16 protein-coding genes are annotated in these 19025 nt (G+C 70.5%); 11 read left to right on the plus strand and 5 right to left on the minus strand.

Annotated elements, in window-relative coordinates:
• Window positions 1-9 precede the first annotated feature (9 nt).
• From AB0J40_RS12940 to AB0J40_RS12955, 4 genes are all read left to right on the plus strand, one after another.
• On the plus strand, window positions 10-351 hold the full coding sequence (locus AB0J40_RS12940; RefSeq protein ID WP_364451595.1) for a winged helix-turn-helix domain-containing protein: 342 nt from the start codon (window positions 10-12) through the stop codon (window positions 349-351).
• A complete protein-coding gene (locus tag AB0J40_RS12945) occupies window positions 348-596 on the plus strand; it encodes a hypothetical protein (protein ID WP_364451598.1) in 249 nt (82 codons plus the stop codon). The genes AB0J40_RS12940 and AB0J40_RS12945 overlap by 4 nt, the downstream gene beginning before the upstream one ends.
• Window positions 597-710: 114 nt before the next feature.
• Complete coding sequence (locus tag AB0J40_RS12950) at window positions 711-2825, plus strand: MMPL family transporter (protein ID WP_364451601.1); 2115 nt, start codon at window positions 711-713, stop codon at window positions 2823-2825.
• A 30-nt stretch (window positions 2826-2855) separates the two neighbouring features.
• A complete protein-coding gene (locus AB0J40_RS12955; protein WP_364452544.1) occupies window positions 2856-3740 on the plus strand; it encodes a DMT family transporter in 885 nt (294 codons plus the stop codon).
• Here the strand turns inward: AB0J40_RS12955 and AB0J40_RS12960 are convergent.
• Window positions 3695-5800 (minus strand): EAL domain-containing protein, encoded by a 2106-nt coding sequence (locus AB0J40_RS12960; protein WP_364451604.1) that lies wholly within the window; start codon window positions 5798-5800, stop codon window positions 3695-3697. The genes AB0J40_RS12955 and AB0J40_RS12960 overlap by 46 nt on opposite strands.
• Window positions 5801-5820: 20 nt before the next feature.
• Window positions 5821-6585 carry an SAM-dependent methyltransferase gene (locus AB0J40_RS12965; RefSeq protein WP_364452545.1) on the minus strand — a complete coding sequence of 255 codons (765 nt, stop codon included), beginning with the start codon at window positions 6583-6585 and terminating at the stop codon, window positions 5821-5823.
• Between the two features lie 234 nt (window positions 6586-6819).
• Between AB0J40_RS12965 and AB0J40_RS12970 the strand changes: the two genes are divergently transcribed.
• From AB0J40_RS12970 to AB0J40_RS12995, 6 genes are all read left to right on the plus strand, one after another.
• Window positions 6820-8121: a cytochrome P450 gene (locus AB0J40_RS12970; protein ID WP_364451607.1), complete on the plus strand. Its 1302-nt coding sequence runs from the start codon at window positions 6820-6822 to the stop codon at window positions 8119-8121.
• Between the two features lie 43 nt (window positions 8122-8164).
• The gene (locus tag AB0J40_RS12975; protein ID WP_364451610.1) at window positions 8165-9115 is read left to right on the plus strand and encodes an alpha/beta fold hydrolase; all 951 of its coding nucleotides are present in this window, start codon (window positions 8165-8167) and stop codon (window positions 9113-9115) included.
• A 52-nt stretch (window positions 9116-9167) separates the two neighbouring features.
• Complete coding sequence (locus AB0J40_RS12980) at window positions 9168-9797, plus strand: DUF6308 family protein (RefSeq protein ID WP_364451612.1); 630 nt, start codon at window positions 9168-9170, stop codon at window positions 9795-9797.
• Window positions 9798-9906: 109 nt separating this feature from the next.
• Window positions 9907-10854: a ParA family protein gene (locus tag AB0J40_RS12985; protein ID WP_364451615.1), complete on the plus strand. Its 948-nt coding sequence runs from the start codon at window positions 9907-9909 to the stop codon at window positions 10852-10854.
• Window positions 10851-11504, plus strand: a complete 654-nt coding sequence (locus AB0J40_RS12990; RefSeq protein ID WP_364451618.1) for a hypothetical protein — start codon at window positions 10851-10853, stop codon at window positions 11502-11504. The genes AB0J40_RS12985 and AB0J40_RS12990 overlap by 4 nt, the downstream gene beginning before the upstream one ends.
• A gap of 5 nt (window positions 11505-11509) precedes the next feature.
• Entirely contained in the window at window positions 11510-12898 is a 1389-nt protein-coding gene (locus AB0J40_RS12995; RefSeq protein WP_364451621.1) for a CBS domain-containing protein, read from the plus strand.
• 35 nt (window positions 12899-12933) lie between these two features.
• Here AB0J40_RS12995 and AB0J40_RS13000 read toward each other — a convergent pair whose 3' ends face one another.
• Window positions 12934-14136, minus strand: a complete 1203-nt coding sequence (locus AB0J40_RS13000; RefSeq protein ID WP_364451624.1) for a cytochrome P450 — start codon at window positions 14134-14136, stop codon at window positions 12934-12936.
• Between the two features lie 103 nt (window positions 14137-14239).
• Here AB0J40_RS13000 and AB0J40_RS13005 point away from each other — a divergent pair, with 103 nt between their 5' ends.
• Window positions 14240-17329 carry a BTAD domain-containing putative transcriptional regulator gene (locus tag AB0J40_RS13005; protein WP_364452547.1) on the plus strand — a complete coding sequence of 1030 codons (3090 nt, stop codon included), beginning with the start codon at window positions 14240-14242 and terminating at the stop codon, window positions 17327-17329.
• Here AB0J40_RS13005 and AB0J40_RS13010 read toward each other — a convergent pair.
• Both AB0J40_RS13010 and AB0J40_RS13015 read right to left on the minus strand, forming a co-directional pair.
• The gene (locus AB0J40_RS13010) at window positions 17313-18053 is read right to left on the minus strand and encodes an ABC transporter permease (RefSeq protein WP_364451626.1); all 741 of its coding nucleotides are present in this window, start codon (window positions 18051-18053) and stop codon (window positions 17313-17315) included. The genes AB0J40_RS13005 and AB0J40_RS13010 overlap by 17 nt on opposite strands.
• Window positions 18050-18985: an ATP-binding cassette domain-containing protein gene (locus tag AB0J40_RS13015; protein WP_364452549.1), complete on the minus strand. Its 936-nt coding sequence runs from the start codon at window positions 18983-18985 to the stop codon at window positions 18050-18052. The genes AB0J40_RS13010 and AB0J40_RS13015 overlap by 4 nt, the downstream gene beginning before the upstream one ends.
• Window positions 18986-19025: the final 40 nt, after the last annotated feature.

The raw sequence follows: 19025 nt of genomic DNA on the forward strand, positions 1-19025 counted from the left end.
TTTGTTGGCATGTGGACCACGGGCGACGAGCTCCTGCGGCAGCTGGGCGCCCTCGGCAACCCGCACCGGCTGCGGATCATCGCCGCCCTGCGCGCCGAGCGCACCTACGTCAGCAAGCTCGCGCGCGAGCTGCGGATCAGCCGCGCGCTGCTGCAGGTGCACCTGCGCAAGCTCGAAGCCGCCGGTCTGGTCGAGTCCGGCTTCGAGGTCGGCGAAGACGGCAAGACCCTGCGGTTCTACGAGCTCACCCCGTTCTCCGTCGTGCTGACGCCGGAGACGATCGCGGCCGCCGTGCCGACGCTGACCACACCGGAATCCGTCCAGGGGGACGGCGAGGAGGGACGGACATGAACTGGCACCAGTGGCAGGAGATCATCGGCGTGACCGGGGTCTTCGTCCTGATCACCGTCGTGCTGTCGATCGCGATCGTGCAGCTGGCCTCGACCTGGCGCGCCAAGGCCGCGCTCGCCCGCGAGAGCGAATACCGGAGCCTGGCCGAGAAAGCCGTCCGGACGCAGGAGGAAACCGAGCGGCAGCTGAAGGACGTCCAGGACCGGCTGCGGTCCATCGAACACGTGCTCAAGGAGGTCGACTAAGCCTGAGGCCCTGGACCGCCGAGCGGCAACTCGGCGGCCCAGGAGGAAGAAGCACCCACTCGCCCGAGGGCGAGCTCTCATCGGATCACTCCTTCACGCAAAGGACTTTAGTTCATGCTGCCCGTAAAACCCCCGGTGGTCGAACGCGTCACGAACTGGTCGTTGCGCCACCGGCCCGCCGCGATCCTCGGCTGGCTGGCGCTCGTCGTCTTCGCCTGGGCGATCGGCACGTTCGTGCCCGGCACCGACGCGCGCTCGAGCCCCGCCGGCGACGCCGGGACCGGCCAGGCCGTCCTCGACCGCCAAGCCACCCGGGAACCGTTCTGGGAAAACGTCCTCGTACCCCGCGACTCCCCGGCGGTGGCCGACCTGGTGACGGCGTTGAAGGTCGCCGGCGTCGCCGACATCCGTTCCCCGCTCGACGACCCGGCCCAGGTCTCCGCCGACGGCCGGTCCGGACTGGTCACCTTCCGGATCCCCGGCACCGGCACGGAGATCCGGGACCACCTCGCGACGGCGACCGCCGCCGTCCAGGCCGTCGCCGCGCGGCACCCGGACGCCCACCTCGCCCAAGCCGGCGACCTCAGCGTGTCCGGCGCGGTCGACCAGAGCATCAAGGAGGACATCAAGCGGTCGGAGACCCGGTCGCTGCCGTTGACCGTGCTGATCCTGCTGGTCGTCTTCGGCTCACTGGTCGCGGCCGCGATCCCGGTGCTGCTCGCCGGCACGACGGTCGCCGCCGCGTTCGGCTTCCTGTCCCTTGTGGACAACTGGATCCCGGTCAACAGCGCCACTTCCGCGATGACGCTCCTCATCGGCATGGCGGTCGGCGTCGACTATTCGCTGTTCTTCCTGCGCCGGGCGAGGGAAGAGCGCGCCCACGGCGTCGACGAGTCCATCCGGATCGCCGCCCGGACGTCCGGGCACGTGATCGTCGTGTCGGGACTGACGGTCGTGCTGTGCGTGACCGGGCTGCTGTTCACCGGCCTCGACAACCTGCGGGGCTTGACGGTGAGCACGGTCCTGGTCGTCGGGCCGGCCGTCTTGGCCGCGGTGACGGTGTTGCCGGCCACGCTCTCCCTGCTCGGCCACCGCGTCGGCCGCGGCCGGATCCCGCGGCTCGGCGACCGGAGCACGCGCTCGCGGTTCTGGGCGGTGGTGGCCGGAGTCGTCACCCGCCGCCCGGCGCTCTGGAGCGGGGTCGCGACCGCGCTCCTGGTGTTGCTCGCGTTGCCCGCCTTCGGGATCCGGCTGCAGGACCCCGCGCCGACCGAAAGCCTGCCGCGCGACATCCCGGTGATCGACGCGGCCGCGCGCGTCCAGGAAGCGTTTCCCGGTGTGACGATGCCCGCGCACGTCGTCGTCTGGAACGAACGCGGCGGTCCGGTCGACACGCCCGCGGTCCGCCAGGCCATCGGCGAACTCACCGCGAGCACCCCGAAACCGGTCATCGTCGTCCCGGTCGGCCAGGCGCTCGTCGTCCGGATCCCGCTCGGCGGCAGCGGAAACGACGAAACCGCGAGCCGCACGCTCACGACGTTGCGGGAAAGCCTGTTGCCCCAGACGATCGGGCGGCTCGACGGCGTCGGCTACGCGGTGGCGGGCCGGACCGCGGAAGCGCACGACTTCACCGCGCAGGTGCTCGCGCGGGCGCCGTACGTCTTCGGGTTCATCCTGCTGCTCGCGTTCGTGCTGCTGTTCGCCGTCTTCCGGTCGGTCGCGGTGCCCGCGGTGTCGATCCTGCTCAACCTGCTCTCCGTCGGCGCCGCGTACGGCGTGCTCACGCTCGTGTTCCAGGACGGTTTTCTCGCGCCACTGCTGGGTTTCACGCCCTACGGCGGGGTGCTCGGCTGGCTCCCGGTGTTCCTGTTCGTGCTGCTGTTCGGGCTCAGCACCGACTACCACGTCTTCATCCTCAGCCGGATCCGCGAACGGCGGCAGGCGGGCGCATCGGCGCGGGACGCGATCGTGGAGGGGACCGCGCGCAGCTCCGGCGTCGTGACGAGCGCCGCGCTGATCATGACCGGCGTGTTCGGCATCTTCCTGAGCCTGGCGGCCATCGAGTACAAGATGCTCGGGCTCGGAATGGCGTTCGCGGTCCTCCTCGACGCGACGCTCGTGCGCGGCGTGCTGCTCCCGGCGGCCCTTGCTTTGTTCGGCGAACGGCTCTGGCGGCCCAAGGATGTAGCAAGCCTTAAAGATCGGTCCAGAACTCTTCACTTGTCCTGACGGGTTCGGTTCGGCACCGTGGATCACGTGATGCGCATAGCCGTGCTGGCCCTGCTGTGGGGCTCCGGATTCCTCTGGATCAAGCTGGCCCTGACCGGGCTGAGCCCCGTCCACCTCACGTTGGTCCGCTGCGCCCTCGGCGCGCTGACGCTGCTGGTCCTGGCCCTCGCGGCCGGCCAGCGGCTTCCGCGTGACCGCCGGACGTGGGGGCGGCTGGTCGTCGCCGCGTTCTTCTGCAACGCCCTGCCGTTCGCGCTCTTCGGCATCGGGGAACGCACGGTGGACTCCGGCGTCGCGGGCGTCATGAACGCGACGACGCCGTTGTGGTCATTGCTGATCGGCGTCCTGCTCGGCGCGGACCGCCGGCTCGGCCCGGCACGGCTGGCCGGACTGGTCCTCGGGTTCGCCGGCGTGCTGGTGATCTTCGCACCCTGGGAACAGTCAGGGCTGCTGAGCGCGGGCGCGCTCGCGTTGCTCGGCGCCGGCCTCAGCTACGCGATCGCTTTCGCTTACATGGCCCGGAAACTGCCGCCCGGCGGGGCACCGCTCGCGGTCTCGGCCGCCCAGCTGACGACGGCAACTGCGTTGACCGCCGTGGCACTACCGGTGGCGGGCCCGGCCCCGCACGTGAACCTGACGGCGCTGCTGGCGGTGACGGTCCTCGGCGTGTTCGGGACCGGCATCACCTTCTACCTCAACTACCAGGTCCTCACGGAGGAAGGCCCGACGGCGGCGGCGACGGTCGGCTACCTGCTCCCGGTGGTCTCCGTCGCCCTGGGCGCGCTCTTCCTCGGCGAACCGCTGTCCCCGCGGGTGCTCGGCGGCATGGTGATCGTGCTGGTCGCCGTCGGCCTGACGCGCCGGCCCGTTCAGGTGAAGGCCAGCTCACCCGGTGCCCTCGCGACCCCGAAGTAGTCGCCCGTGGCCAGTTCCGCGCCGGCCGTACGCCACCAGCCCGCCTGGACCTCGGTGTGGATCCCGTCGACGACCAGGGTGGCGCCGACCTGGCGGACCAGCGGGACCAGCGCGCTCAGGAACGTCGAATCCGACCACGCCTGCCACTCCGCGAGCCTGCGGTCGACGCGGACGATGCCGACCGGCAGGTCTTCGACCGCGCGCAGGTCGTCCGGGCCGAGCCCGAACTCGTCGAGCATCACCGACACCCCGAGCGCGGCGAGCGCGGTGACGTTCTCGTGGACACCGGACACCTTCAGCGCGCCGACCGGGACGCCGAGCATCAGCTGCTCCGGCGGCAGGCCGGTGTCCGAAAGCAACCGCGTGACGCGCGTGCCGAGCGCTTCGTCCGACACCTGGTGGCCGGTCAGCCCAGCGACCACCGGTAGCCGCGAACCAGCGCGCCGGCGCCACCATTCGCCCTGCCGGGCGGCCGCGCGCAGCAGCCAGTCCCCGAGCGGCAGCACCAGCCCGGTCGACTCGGCGAGCTCCGCGCAGCGTTCGTGCGGGAGCGGCGCTTCGCCCGGGCGATCCCAGTGCAGCCGGGCCTCGTACCCGGCGACCTCGCCGTCCGCCAGCCGCGCGAGCGGCCGGTAGCGCACGGCGATCTCGCCGTTCTCCCAGGCCCCGGCCATGCCCACGGCCAGCGCCTGCGTCCGGCGGTCTTCCGCGTCGGCGTCGCGGTCGAACATCTTCCACTGGCCGCGCCGCCGCACCTTGGCGCGCCGCAGTGTCTGGTCGGCCGCGCGCAGCAGCTCCGCCGGGTCGATGCTCTTGGCGGGCCGGTGGACCACGCCCGCGCTGGCCGACAGCGCGAGGCCGTGCCCGTCGACGAAGAACGGCTCGGCGAGCTCGTCGTTGATCGCGCGGACGGTGGCGTCGATGTCCGGCGTCGTCGCGGTGTTCTCGACCAGGATGCCGAACTCGTCGGCGTGGAACCGCGCGATCATCGCCTTTTCGCGGGCCATCACGGACTTCAGCCGCTGGGCGAAGTGCACCAGCAGCTGTTCGCCGACGCGGCGGCCGAGGCTGTTGCAGACCATGCCGAACGCGTCGAGGTCGACGTGGAACAGCGTGACCCCGTACTCCGGGTCGGCGCGCCGCAGCGCCGCTTCGAGGTGGGTGCCGAAGTACTGGCGGTTCGGCAGGCCGGTCAGCACGTCGTGCAGGGCCTGACGGCTCAGCTCGCCCTGCAGCAGCATCAGCTCGGTGCCGTCCTCGACCACGACGACGAAGTGACCGGGCTGGTCGTCGGCGTCGCGCAGCAGCGACGCGGTGAGCGAGATGCGGGCGACGTCGCCGTCCTTGCGCAGCAGCCGCTGGGACTGCCGGATCCGCTCCTTGCCGCCGCCGACCAGCTCCGCCATCGCCTCGCGGAGGACCTCGACGGTTTCCGGGTGCACGTGGTCGGCCAGCTGCGACCCGGTCAGCTCGCCCGCGGGGTGCCCGAGCATCTCGGCCAGCGCGGCGTTCGCGCGCACGATCCGGCCGTCGAGGGCGACCAGCGCGATGCCGCTCGCGGACGAGGTCACGACCTCGTCGAACCGCGCCTCGCTCAGCTTCAGGTTCCACTGCGCGTCCCGCACCGCCTTGAGCAGCGACAGGTGCATGATTTCCTGCTGGTCGAGGATGCTTCGCTCGTGCGCGAGCAGGAACCCGCACGAGAGCGCGCCCAGCGCCACCACGATCCGCTCGGTGAAGCGGTCCGCCGTCCGCAGTTCCGGCAGCGCCGGCAGGCCCTTCCCGAGGACGTCGAGCGTGCACCGCAACCCCGGCTCGCCGACGTAGCCGAGCCCGACCAGCCGCGCGCCGATCCGCTCCGCGGGCGCGGTGTCCGCGGAGGTGCCCCGGAGCGACTCGACGAGCGTGTCGAGCATTCCGCGCAGTTCTTCGTCGAGGAGCTCGCGGCTGAGCGAAACGACGGTCACGCCGCTGAGCAGGTAGGCCCATTTCCGGGCGAGCAGGGTCCGCGCGCGTTCGGGGTCGGGCCCCGCCGGTTGTTCCGGCCGTTCTTCGATCATCGGCATGTGGGTGCGCCCGTTCAGCTCTTTCGGCCGATACCGGCGTAGACCAGCATGTTCATCTCCGCCGCCGAGGAGATGTCCGCCGGCCCGGACGGACGCCATTCACCGCAGCCGACCAGCCCCGGTTCGACGATTTCGAAACCGCCGAAAAGCGCGGTCACCTGGGCGTGCGTCCGCAGCGTCACCTGATCGGGACTGCGGCTTTCCTTGATCACGTCCGTCGCTTCTTCGAGGTTTTCGCCCTGGTGGTCGCCGGTGACGTGGGTGATCGCGAGAAAACTGCCCGGCGCGAGCGCCGAAGCGTACCGGCCCACGAGGTCGAGCGGCCCGGATTCGTCCGGGACCCAGTGCAACATCAGCAACATCAGCAGCCCGATCGGTTTTTCGAGTTCGAGCAGCCCGCGCACCTGCGGTGAATCGAGGATCTTCTCCGGATCCCGCATGTCGGCCTGCACGATCGCCGCGTGATCGTTTCCGGCCAGGATGAGTTCGCTGTGCGCGACCGCCACCGGGTCGCGGTCGACGTACACCACGCGGCAGTCCGGATCCTGCGCCTGCGCGACTTCGTGGACGTTCGCCACGGTCGGGATCCCCGAACCGATGTCGAGGAACTGGCGGATCCCGTTGGCCGTCATGAACCGCACCGCGCGCCCGAGAAACGCGCGGTTCACGCGCGCCGCGTCGCGCAGCCCGGGCATCGCGCGCTCGATCTGCTCGCCGACCGCGCGATCGACGGCGAAGTTGTGGCCGCCGCCGAGCATGAAGTCGTAAGTGCGCGCCATGCTGGGCACGGAGATATCGACACCCGGTGGAACCCATTCCGGTGATCGTGTCACGAGAAACACCTTCTCAGCCGCGTCGGACCGGAAAGAGCTTAGCGATTCCCGAACGACCGGCGACTGCGCCATCCGCGTGAGGGCACACCACCCGATCGGGCACTGTCCCGTTCCGCCGGACGCGCCTACCGTAGGCCGTCTCCTTGGGAAATCCACACAATGGCGTAACGAGGAGTCCGCATGACCGTCCCGGAAGCCCCGGGCCGGTGGCCTTTTCTCGGGCACACTCCGGCACTGCTGCGACGACGCTTCGCATTCACCGATTCCCTGCACGAACACGGAGAAATCGTCAAACTCCACCTCGGCCCGATGCCCGCCTACTTCGTCACCAGTCCCCGGCTGGCCCACGAAGTGCTGGTCACGGCGGGCCCGAAGTTCCGCAAGGGCGTCATGTTCGACAAGTTCAAGCCGTTCGTCGGAAATGGCTTGGTGCTTTCGAACGGCGACTTCCACCTCCGGCAGCGGCGGCTGATGCAGCCGGCGTTCCACCGCGACCGCCTGGCCGCGTACGCGGAGACCATGCGGCGCGCGGCGACCGAACTGAGTGATTCGTGGCAGCCCGGCGAAGTGCGTGCGCTCGACGAAGACCTGCAGGAACTCGCGGTGACGATCGTCGGCGAGGCCCTGTTCCACACGGAAATCGGGAAGCAGGCGGTCGACGAGGCCCGGCGGTCCATTTACCTCATCATCCAGCAGGGGATGATTCGCGCGTTGTCGCCGAAGTTCGTCGAAAACCTGCCGGTGCCCGGCAACCGGCGGTTCGACGAAGCGATCGAGCGGATGCGGGAAATCGTCGTCGCCGTGATCCGCGACTGGCGCACCGAGAGCGTGGACCACGGCGACCTGCTGTCCACGCTCCTGCTGGCCGGGATGACCGACGAGCAGGCCCGCGACGAGGTGCTCACCCTGCTCACCGCCGGCATCGAGACGACCGCGCTCGCGCTGGCGTGGACGTTCCACGAGCTCGGCAGGCACGCGGACGTGGAAGCCCGGGTGCACGCCGAGGTCGACGAGGTGCTCGGCGGCCGTCCGGTCACCGTCGACGACCTGCCGCGGCTGACCTACGTCCGGCAGGTGGTCGACGAGGTCCTGCGCTGCTACCCGCTGTGGATGCTGATGCGCCGCACGCTGGCGGAGGTAGACCTCGGCGGCACGCGGATCCCGGCGGGCGCCGAGGTGATCGTCAGCCCGCACGCCCTGCACCACGACCCCGCGTCGTTCCCCGACCCGGACCGGTTCGATCCCGGCCGCTGGGAGCCGGAGCGGGCGGCGCGGCTGCCCAAGGGCGCGTTCATCCCGTTCGGCGCCGGCGGACGGCAGTGCATCGGGAACCGCTTCGCCCAGAACGAAATCGTCATCACGGTGGCCACGGTGGCCGCGCGCTGGCGGCTGGTCCCGCTCCCGGGCCGGCCGGTGCGCGTGAAGTTCACCTCCGCCGCCTACCCGGACAGCCTGCCGATGACGGCTGTCCCCCGTCGCTAGTTGGAGGTTCTTCCCCGTGCTACGCCGAATTTGCGCTGTCTTCGTGCTGTTCGCGGCCACGTTGTGCGTGCCCGCCCCGGCTTACGCGACGACGTGCGAAGACCTGTACGTCCCGGTCACGGTGGCACTCCTGCCGCAGACGATGCACGGCCGCCTGTGCGCCCCGGCCGGCGCGACGACGGTGGCGGTCCTGATCCCCGGCGGTACGTACAACGCGTCCTATTGGGACATCGGCTACATCCCGGAGACCCGCTCGTTCCGCCTCGCGATGAACCAGGCCGGGATCGCGACGCTCGCGCTCGACCGCCTCGGCACCGGGCAGAGTTCCAAGCCGTTGAGCACTTTGCTGAGCGCGTCCGTCCAGGCGACGGCGGCGCACCAGGTGGTCCAGGCGGTGCGCCCGCGGTTCGCGAAGGTGGTCATCGGCGGCCACTCGATCGGCTCGGCGATGGCGATGATCGAGGCCGGCCGCTACCGCGACGTCGACGGCGTGCTCGTCACCGGGATGACGCACCGGATGAACCTGGTCTCGGTGATCCCGACGCTGGCGGGGATGCACCCGGCCGCACTGGACCCCGCCCTGCCGGGCCGCGACGCGGGCTACCTGACGACCGACGCGGGCACCCGCTACACGGCGTTCCACACCCCGGGCCCGTACAACGACGGCGCGATCGCCTACGACGAGTCCACAAAGGACGTCTTCGCGGCGACGGAGGCGGTGGACAGCCTGACGCTGACGACGGTGGTCACCCCGGCGTCCCAGCAGATCACGGCCCCGGTCCTGCTGGTGGTCGGCAACGACCCGAACTTCTGCGGCCTGCTGGGCAGCGACTGTTCGTCCCCCGAAGCGTTGCGCGCGTCCGAAGCCCCGTTCTTCGGGACGCCGAACCTCCAGACGTACATCCTGACCGGCTACGGCCACGCGATCGACTACGCCCCGAACGCGCCGCTGTACTTCGGCGTGGTGGGAAACTGGCTGAAAACCCTGCCGTAACGGTGGATCGGACGGGCGCGACCCTCATTCGGCGACGAGGGGAGCGCCCGCCATGCCCGACTACGCAGAACAGCACGAACTTCTGGACGAATGCGTCCGCGGCACGCACCGCGACGAGTCGTTGGCGTCGCTGCGCCACTATTTCGACGACTGCACGGGTCGCTGGTTCGACCGTTACGCCGGCGGCGGCGACGAACCGTCGGTCGCGCACACGGTCACGGAAGCCGACGTCCTGGCGCTCAACTTCCTGAGCATCACCAGCCTGGCCACGGTGGCGATCGACGCGACGATGACGCACGCGCTGCGGATCAGGGAGCTGCTGGAGCAGATCCCCCCGGACCTCCCGATGCACGAGGCCCCGTGGTCGACGTACGAACCGGGCGCCCCGGCCTTCCGGCTGTGGGAACTGTTCCGCCAATGCGGAGGCAACCACCGCCCGGTGACGGCGTCGAAGCTGCTGGCCCGCAAACGCCCCCACTTGACCCCGGTGTACGACAGCCAGGTGCGCGCGGTCCTCAAGGCCCCGGCAAGCCCGTGGCACTGCTTGTGGACGTGGTTCCACACGGACCCCACGAGAGCGCGAGCGGTGGAGGAGCTGCGAAAGGAGGCGGGCGGCATCGACGACATCAGCTTGCTGCGCTGCCTCGACGTCGTCCTGTGGATGCGCGCCCGCCGCACCTGAGTAGCCATTTTGTTGACATCTCAAGGACAGTGCGCACTCGTCCCTCGTCGACGAGCACCCCCGGCCACACAATCGGTCCGTCGAGCACGAGACCACCGGGGAGAAGCGCATGCAGGTCGTGGCGGTCATGAACTACAAGGGCGGCGTGGGCAAGACGACGCTCACCGCGAACCTCGGCGCCGTCGCCGCGCGCCGCGGTCTGCGCGTCCTCCTCATCGACCTCGACCCGCAGACCAACCTGACCTTCTCCTTCTACTCGATCGACGAGTGGCACCACCAGCTCAAGGACACCGGCCGCACGATCAAGCGGTGGTACGAGGACGAACTGCCCGGGCGGGACACGCCCCTCGCCGACCTCGTCGTCACGCCGGAGCGGATCAACGCGGTCCTCGGCGGCGCCGGCGGCTGCGTCGACCTGATCTCTTCACACCTCGGCCTCATCGACATCGACCTGGAACTCGCCGCCCGGCTCGGCGGGGCCACCACCCTCGAAGGCTCGAAGCGGAAGTTCCTGGACCTGCACGGCTGTCTGCGGCGCGCACTCGCGGACGACCAATTCGCCGGGTACGACCTCGTCCTCATCGACTGCGCCCCGAACTTCGGGCTCGTCACGAAGACCGCGATCGTCGCCAGCGAGCAGATCCTCGTGCCCGCCAAAGCCGACTACCTGTCGACGCTGGGACTCGACTACCTGGTCGGCAACCTGAGGGCACTGGTGGACCAGTTCAACGACTTCGTCCACCACAAAGGCGGCGACCGGAGTCACCGCCCGATCGATCCCGGCGTCCTGGGAGTCGTGTTCACCATGGTGCAGATCTATTCGCAGCAGGTCGTCCTCGCCCAGCACAACTACATCGAGGAGGTGCGCCTGAACTCGCGGGTGCCCGTGCTGGAGAGCAAGATCCGCAACAGCCCCCGCCACTTCGGGGACGCCGGGGAAACCGGGGTGCCGGCGATGCTGCGGGCCACCGGCCGCGACGACGTGGTCAAGGAGTTCGACCAGCTGACCGACGAGGTGCTGGGCGCGCTCGGCGTGAAGCCGGAGGAGAACCGGTGAGCGACCTGAAGAGCTTCGCCGCCTTGCAGGCTCGGGTGTTCGAGTTCCTGGAGCAGCAAGACGAGGCGACCCTGCAAGCCATCGCCAGCGGTGCGGCACGGCTGGCCGTCGCCGGCGCCGACGCGGCTCCACCCGTCCGCCTCCCGGTGAACTCGCCGGGTCCGTGGCAGGTGGCGCAGGAGCTTTCGGCGCTGGCGTCCGAAGACGAGCGGCTGCGGTACCTGAACTCCGCGAAGCTGCCGGTCAAGGCGTTGCGGGACGTGGCGAGGTCGGTCGGGCTGCGCGGCTACAGCGGCCTCACCCGCGCCAAGCTCATCGCGGTGCTGGCGAGCCACGGGCCGAACGGGGCCGCCCCGGACGTGACCGAGGCGAGCACCCCGGCGCCGCCACCCGCACCGGCCGAGACGACAAGACCGGACGTCGACGTCGACGTCGCCGCCGTCGCCGCGCGCCTGCGTGAGCTCGACAGCGAGGCACTTGGCGCCGCCTACCTGCACGACCAGCGGCTCGACCGGGAAACCCTGCTGGCGGTCGCCGCCGAACTGCAGCTGACGCGCGTGACCCGGCTGAGCCAGCCGGAACTCGAGAAGAGGGTGCTCAAGCAGGCGATCGGCGCGCGGCGCAAGTTCGCCGGTCTCCGGAACTGGTGAGGCCCGTGACCGGTCAGGTGACACCGACGCGGAACGACGAGCCCGCCGGCCGCTCGATGTACTTGCTCGGCAACCGCCGGGTGACGGTCTCGGATCTGCTGGAAGCCGGCCTGCTCCGGGCCGGCGCGAGACTCCGGTTCAAGCGCAACCGGATCGGCGTCACCTACGACGCGACGGTGACGGGCGAGGGGCGGATCCGGCTGGAGCCCGACGGTGAGGAGTTCCGGTCCCCTTCGCGCGCGGCCATGGTGGCGGCCGGGATGAGGGCCGTCGACGGCTGGCGGGCGTGGGTCGTGGTCGAGCAGGATCGGCTGCTGGACGCCGTGCGCCAGGAACTGCTCGACCGGGCGATCTCGTCGGCGGCGCACCAGCAGAACGAGGATCGGGCGCGTCAGCGCATCCACGAACGCCTCAGGCAGGCACGAAGCCGCGCCGACCTGCGGGATCCCGAACGCATCTCCGTCCGCGACCTCCTGGCGCTCTGGGGGGTGACCGACCGCGGCGACCAGGTCAGCCGGATCGAAGCCGACCTGGCCAACCACGGACTGGTCACCTCGCCCAGCTTCCGAGCGGTCACCCTCGACACGGTGGTTTCGCTGACGACGCCCCGAGAAGAGCCGGCGACCGCGGAGCCCGAGATCGACGACCTTCCGGGTGGCGAAGACGAGGGCGACGAGGATCTGAACGTCCGCCTGACGGTGGGGAACCTGACGCCGCTGGACGGTGTCGACTCCGTCGGCGCGAACAGCACGGTCCACGAGGCCGTCACCAGGATGCTCCTCAACGACTACTCCCAGCTCGCGGTCCTCAACGGTCCCCGCAACGTCCGCGGTGCCGTGACGTGGCGCTCGATCGCCCAGGCGCTGCACCAGAAACCCGACGCGACCGTCACCGACGCGGTCGACACCCGCGTCGAGGTCGTCGCGTACGACCGCGACCTCTTCGACGTCCTGCCCACCCTGCAGCAGCGCGAATTCGTGTTCGTCACCGACGTGAGCAAGGCTGTGATGGGCATCGTGACGACCGCGGACGTGGTCCGTCGATACGGCGAAATGGCCACGCCGTTCTTCCAGCTCGGCGAGTTGGACCAGACCCTGCGCTGGATCTTGAAGGGTGCGCTGGACCTCGCGACGGTCCAGCCGCTCTGCAACCGGAAGATCAAGAACTTCGATGATCTCTCCTTCGGCGACTACCAGCGCATCCTCGGGAACAAGGACATCTGGCAGGAGCTGGGCTGGCCGCTGGACCGCCAGGCCTTCATCGCCCGGCTCGAAGAGATCCGGCTGATCCGCAACAAGGTCATGCACTTCCACCCGGACCCGGTGCCCGAGGACGCCATCGAACGACTGCGGAACTTCAACAGCCTGCTGCACCAGTACCGCGATCCGGCATGAGCCGTGACACGCGATCGGCGTGTCACGGCCGCGGCTCACCAGCTGACCGGCAGCTCGTGCACCCCGTAGATGTTCATGTCGGTCCGCAGCTTCACCTCATCAGCGGCAACCGCCAGCCGCAGCGTCGGGAACCGCCGTAGCAGCCCCTCGAACCCCGCCCGCATCTCGATCCGCGCCAGCTGCTGCCCGAGACACTGGTGCACGCCGTGCCCGAACGACAGCAACCCCCGCGCATTGCGCCGAAAGTCCAGGGTATCCGGCTCCGGGAACCGTTCCGGGTCTCGGTTCGCGGCCAGCAGCGACACCACGACCGTCGACCCCGCAGGGATCGTTTCGCCACCGAGCGAAAGGTCCTCGGTCGCGTAGCGGAAGAAGATGTCGGCCACCGACAGGTACCGCAGCAGTTCCTCGACCGCCCCAGGCATCAGCGAAGGGTCCGCACGCAGCGAAGCCAGCTCGGCCGGGTGCTCCAGCAGCGCGAACGTCCCCAGCGACAGCATGTTCGCCGTCGTCTCGTGGCCGGCGATCAGCAGCAGGAACGCGGCCCCGGTCAGCTCCTCGATCGTCAGGTCCTCGTGGCGGGCCAGGTCGGACAGGATGTCCTCCGTCGGCGAAGACCGCTTGCGCGTGACCAATTCGGACAGATACGTGTTCAACGCGATATACGCGCCCATCTTCTCCTCGAGCGTCTGGTCGCGGACCATGAACTGCGCCGAGTTGGCCTGGAAGCTCTCGCGGTCCTCGTACGGGACGCCGAGCAGTTCGCAGATCACCAGCGACGGCACCGGGAGTGCGAACTCCGCCACCAGGTCGACCGGCGGCGTCAAGCGGGAAAGGTGGTCCAGCTGCTGCTCGACGACCTCGGCGATGCGTTCTTCGAGCTGCTTCATCCGCTTGACGGTGAACGCGCCCGTGAGGCGCTTGCGCAGCCGGCCGTGGTCCGGCGGGTCCATCGCGATGAACATGCCCGGCAGCTGCGGGGACGGCTCGGTCGCGACGGGCATGCCGGGCGTCTCGTACGGCACGTGGACGACGTCGAGGTCCAGCCGCGAGCTGAACCGCGTGTCGGCCATCATCTGGCGTACCGCTTCGTAGCCGGTGACGAGCCAGCCCTCGTGCCCGTCCGGGAAGACCATCGGGCTGACCGGTCGCACCGAGCGCAGCCGGGTGATCTCGCGGGGCGGGTCGAAGGGGCCCGCGTCGCGCTCCATCGGCAGACCCTGCGGGATGTCGCTCATCGGAGGTCCTTTCGTGGTGGTTGTGCCGACCACCATCGCCGCGGGGCCTGACACGGCGCTGACACGGACCGGCCACCACCCCGCCCGTGGCATGATCGGCCGGGTGCACATCGGGATACTGGGGTCCTTCGAAGTCCGCACGGACGACGGCGTCGTCGCCGACGTCCCGGGCGCCCGCCTGCGCGGACTGCTGATCGCCCTCGCGCTGGATCCGGGGCGAGTGGTCCCGAAGGCGACGCTCATCGACTGGATCTGGGGCGAACAGCCGCCGGCCGACGCCGCGAACGCGTTGCAGCGCTTGGTTTCCCGGTTGCGGAAGGTGCTTCCCGACGGCGCGGTCGAGGGCCGCCCGGCCGGCTACCGGCTGGTCATCGACCCCGACGCCGTCGACGCCGTGCGGTTCGAACGCCTCGTCGCCCAGGCCGGCGACGACGTCCGGCAGCTGCGTGCGGCGCTGGCGTTGTGGCGGGGCGCGGCCATGCAGGACGTCGGCCTGACCGAGAGCGCCGCGTTCGACGCCACGGTCACCCGGCTCGAGGGACTCCGGCTGGCCGCCCTCGAAGACCGGTTCGACGCGGAGACCGACTTCGGCCAGGGCGTCGTCACCGAGCTGACCGACCTCGTGGCCGCGCACCCGGCCCGGGAGCGGCTCGTCGGCGCGCTGATGCGCGGCCTGGTCGCGACCGGCCGGGACACCGAGGCCCTGCGCGTCTACGAGCGCACACGCGAGACGCTGGCCGACGAACTGGGCGTCGACCCGTCGCCGGAGCTGGCCGCACTGCACGTCGCGCTGCTGCGCGGCGAGCTGACCCGGCGCGAAGAGCCGCGCAAGACGAACCTGCGCGCCGAGCTGACCAGCTACGTCGGCAAGGACGACGACGTCGCCGCCGTCCGCGGGCTCGTCACCGGACACCGGCTCACCACGCTGGTCGGACCGGGCGGGTCGGGCAAGACCCGGCTGGCCACCGAAACCGCCCGGACCATGCTCGGTGACTTCCCGGACGGCGCCTGGCTGGTGGAGCTCGCGCCGACCGAAGGCGACGTGGCCCAGGCGACCCTCGCCGCGCTCAAGCTGCGCGACGCCCTGCTCGGCGACGCCCCCGAAGCCGAACCCACCGACCGGGTCATCGCCGCGCTGCAGGACCGCGACCTGGTGCTGGTCCTGGACAACTGCGAGCACGTGATCGAGTCCGCGGCGGCCTTCGCGCACCGGGTGCTCGGCGAGTGCCGCCGGCTGCGCATCCTCGCGACGAGCCGCGAACCCCTCGGCATCACCGGCGAGGCGCTGTGGCCGGTCGCCCCGCTCGTCGTGCCCGCCGAGGACGCCGACCCCGCGAAGATCGAAGAAGCTCCGGCCGTCCGGCTGCTGCGGGACCGGGCGGGCGCGGTGCGCAAGGACTTCGTGGCCGACGCCCCGACGCTGGCCCGCGTCTGCCGGGCGCTGGACGGGATGCCACTGGCCATCGAGCTCGCCGCGGCGAGGCTGCGCACGATGTCCCTCGAGCAGCTCGCCAACCGGCTCGACGACCGGTTCCGCCTGCTGACCGGCGGCAGCCGCACCGCGCTGCCGCGGCACCGGACGCTGCGCGCGGTGATCGACTGGAGCTGGGAACTGCTGTCCGACGACGAACGCGCCGTCCTGGGCCGGCTCTCGGTGTTCGCCGGCGGGGCGAGCCTGGAGGCGGCCGAGCGGGTCTGCGCGAACGACGCCGTCGAGGAGCTCCTGACCGCGCTGGCCGAGAAGTCGCTGGTGGTCACCGAAGGCGACCAGGCGCCGCGCTACCGGATGCTCGGCACGATCAAGGAGTACGCCTCGCAGCGGCTCGCCGAAGCGGGGGAAACGGAGCCGGCGCGGCAAGCGCACCTCGCGTACTTCACCCAGCTCGCCGAGACCGCGGAGCCGCACCTGCGCCGGGCCGACCAGCTGAAGTGGCTCGCCACCCTCGACGCCGAACACGACAACATCGCCGCCGCGATGCGCGGTGCGCTGGCGGCGGGCGATGCGGCCGGGGCGATGCGGCTCGCCGCGAACGCCGGCTGGTACTGGTGGCTCGCCGGGCACAAGTCCGAAGGCAACGAACTGCTGATGGCGGCCACCGCCGTCCCGGGCGAAGTGGCCGAGGAGACCCGGGCGACGGTCTACGCGTTCGTCACGGGGTTCCTGACCGCGGGCCGCGAGAGCGACCAGAACCAGGCGGTCGAGTGGATCCACCAGGTGCACGAGATCGCCTCGCGCCTGGCGCACCCGCACCCGGCGGTGTCGCTCGTCGCCGCGCTGGAACGCATGGTGCAGGCGTCGGAGGCGTTCGCGTCCGCCTGGGAACCGCTGATCACCGACGAGGACCCCTGGGTCCGCGCCCTGGCCCGGTTGCAGCTGGGCAAGATGCGGATCCAGCTCGGCCGGGACGGGCGGGACGCGGAGACGTACATCGAGACGGCCCTCGCCGAATTCCGCGCGCTCGGCGAGCGGTGGGGCACGTCGTTCGCCCAGACCGAGCTGGCCGACCTGATCGCCATGCGCGGCGGCTTCGCCGAGGCGTGCGCGCACTACGAAGCCGCGATCGCGATCGTCACCGAGGTCGGCGCCGTCGAGGACGTCGTGCGGATGCGGGCGCGCCAGGCCCAGCTGTACTGGCTGGCCGGGGACGAAGAGGCCGGCGCGACGGCCATCGCGGAGGCGCAGCGGCACGCGGAACGGGTCGCCTGGCCGGAGGCGCTGACCGAGCTGGCCCTGTCGAAAGCGGAGCTCGCCCGCTGGAGCGGCGACGCCGAGCAGGCCCGCCGCCAGCTCGACGTCGCGACGTCGATGCTGGGCACCGCGGCCGAGCGGGCCCAGGTCCGGGCGGTGCTCCACGACCTGCTCGGCTACCTCGCCGAAGATCCCGCCGAGGCCCGCGAGCACCGGGCCGAGGCGTTGGCGGCGGCGGCCGAGGTGGGCCACCCGCCCCTCACCGCCCAGGTCCTCGTGGGGATCGCGGATCTGGCGCTGCGGCGTGAAGAGCACGCGCAGGCCGCGCGGCTGCTGGCGGCGAGCGCCGGCGTGCGCGGCCTGCCGGACCGGTCCCGGCCGGACCTGGCCCGCATCGAGCAGGCCGCGCGAAGCCGCCTCGGTGACGAGGGGTTCACCGAGGCGGCCGCGGAGGGAGAGCGGGCGGACTGGCGGGAACTCGCCGAGGTCACGCTCGCTTCTTGAACGTCGACCGCGCCCAGAAGTAGCCGGCGAGGGCGATGCCGAGGCACCAGGCGACGGCGGTGATCGCGTAACCGGTTGACGGGGTGCCGTTGAGCAGCCCGCGCACGGTTTCGATGATCGGCGTGAACGGCTGATACTCCGCGAACTGCCGCAGGCCCGGGCCCATCTTGTCCGCCGGGGCGATCGCGCTGCTGAAGAACGGCAGCATGACCAGCGGCACGGAAGCGAGGCCCGCCGTCTCCGGCGACTTGGCGAACAGTCCCAACGCGACGGTCAGCCAGCCGGCCGCGAAAGCCAGCAGCACGACCATGCCGAGCACGCCGAGCCAGTCGAGGAAGCCGGCGTGGGGACGGAATCCCAGCGCGAAGGCGACGCCGACGAGGGCGGCGATGGCGACCAGGTTCGTCAGGACGCTCGCGACGACGTGCCCGGTCAGCACCGCGCCGCGCGAGACGTCCATGACCTTGAAGCGGTTGATGATGCCCTTGGTCATGTCGGAGTTCACCGACGTCGCGGTCGCGCCGAGGCCGTAGCAGACGGCCAGCAGCATCAGGCCGGGCGTCGCGTAGTCGACGTAGTTCACGCCGACGTCGAACGCGTCGCCGAGCATGTAGACGAACATCAGCATGATCACGATCGGCATCAGGACCGCGTTGAACACCGAAGTCGGGTTCCGGGCGATGTGCTTGAAGTTGCGGCGCAACATGACGGTCTGGGCACTCATTTGGCTGCTACCTCCGTGGTGTGGCCCGTCAGGGCGAGGAAAACGTCGTCGAGGTCGGGGGTGTGGACGGAGAACTCTTCGGCGCCGATGGCGTACTCGTCGAGCCGGTCGAGCAGGTTGCGCAGCGACTTCGTGCCACCGTCGCCGGGAACCCGCAGGGTGAGCGACTCCTCGTCGCGGGTGGAATCGGCGATGACCCGCGCGGCGGCGTCGAGTTCGGCGACGGAGGTGAACCGCAGCCGGACGTGCGTGCCGGGGATCTGGCGCTTGAGCTCGTCGGGCGTGCCTTGCGCGACGAGACGCCCCCGGTCGAGCACGGCGATCTTGTCGGCGAGCTGGTCGGCTTCGTCGAGGTACTGGGTGGTGAGGAAGATGGTGACGCCGTCGGCGACGAGGTCCTTGACGATGGACCACATGGTGCGCCGGCTGCGCGGGTCCAGCCCGGTGGTGGGCTCGTCGAGGAAGATGATCCGCGGGTCCCCGACGAGCGTCATGGCGAGGTCGAGCTTCCGCCGCATGCCCCCGGAGTAGGTGGAGGCGGGCTTCTGCGCGGACTCGGTGAGTTCGAAGCGCTCAAGCAGGTCCGCGACGACCTTCTTCCCGTTTTTGACGGGGCTGAGATCAACCATGAGCTGCAGGTTTTCCTGCCCGGTAAGCAGTTCGTCGACGGCGGCGAACTGCCCGGTGACGCCAATGGCCTTCCGGACGGCCTTGGCATCGGAGTCGAGGTCATGCCCGGCGACGCGCACGGTCCCGCCGTCGGCCCGGGTGAGCGTGGTGAGGATGTTGACGGTGGTGGTCTTCCCGGCACCGTTGGGCCCGAGAAGCGAGAAAACACTGCCGGAGGGGACATCAAGATCGATGCCATCGAGGACGACTTTGTCTTGATAGGCCTTCCGCAGGCCCATCGCGGTGATCGCTGAGGTGGTCATGGGGAGAACTTTGAAGGCCGCCCCTGACACCAACCTGACC

This window comes from Amycolatopsis sp. NPDC049691, from assembly GCF_040675005.1.
GTDB lineage: Bacteria > Actinomycetota > Actinomycetes > Mycobacteriales > Pseudonocardiaceae > Amycolatopsis.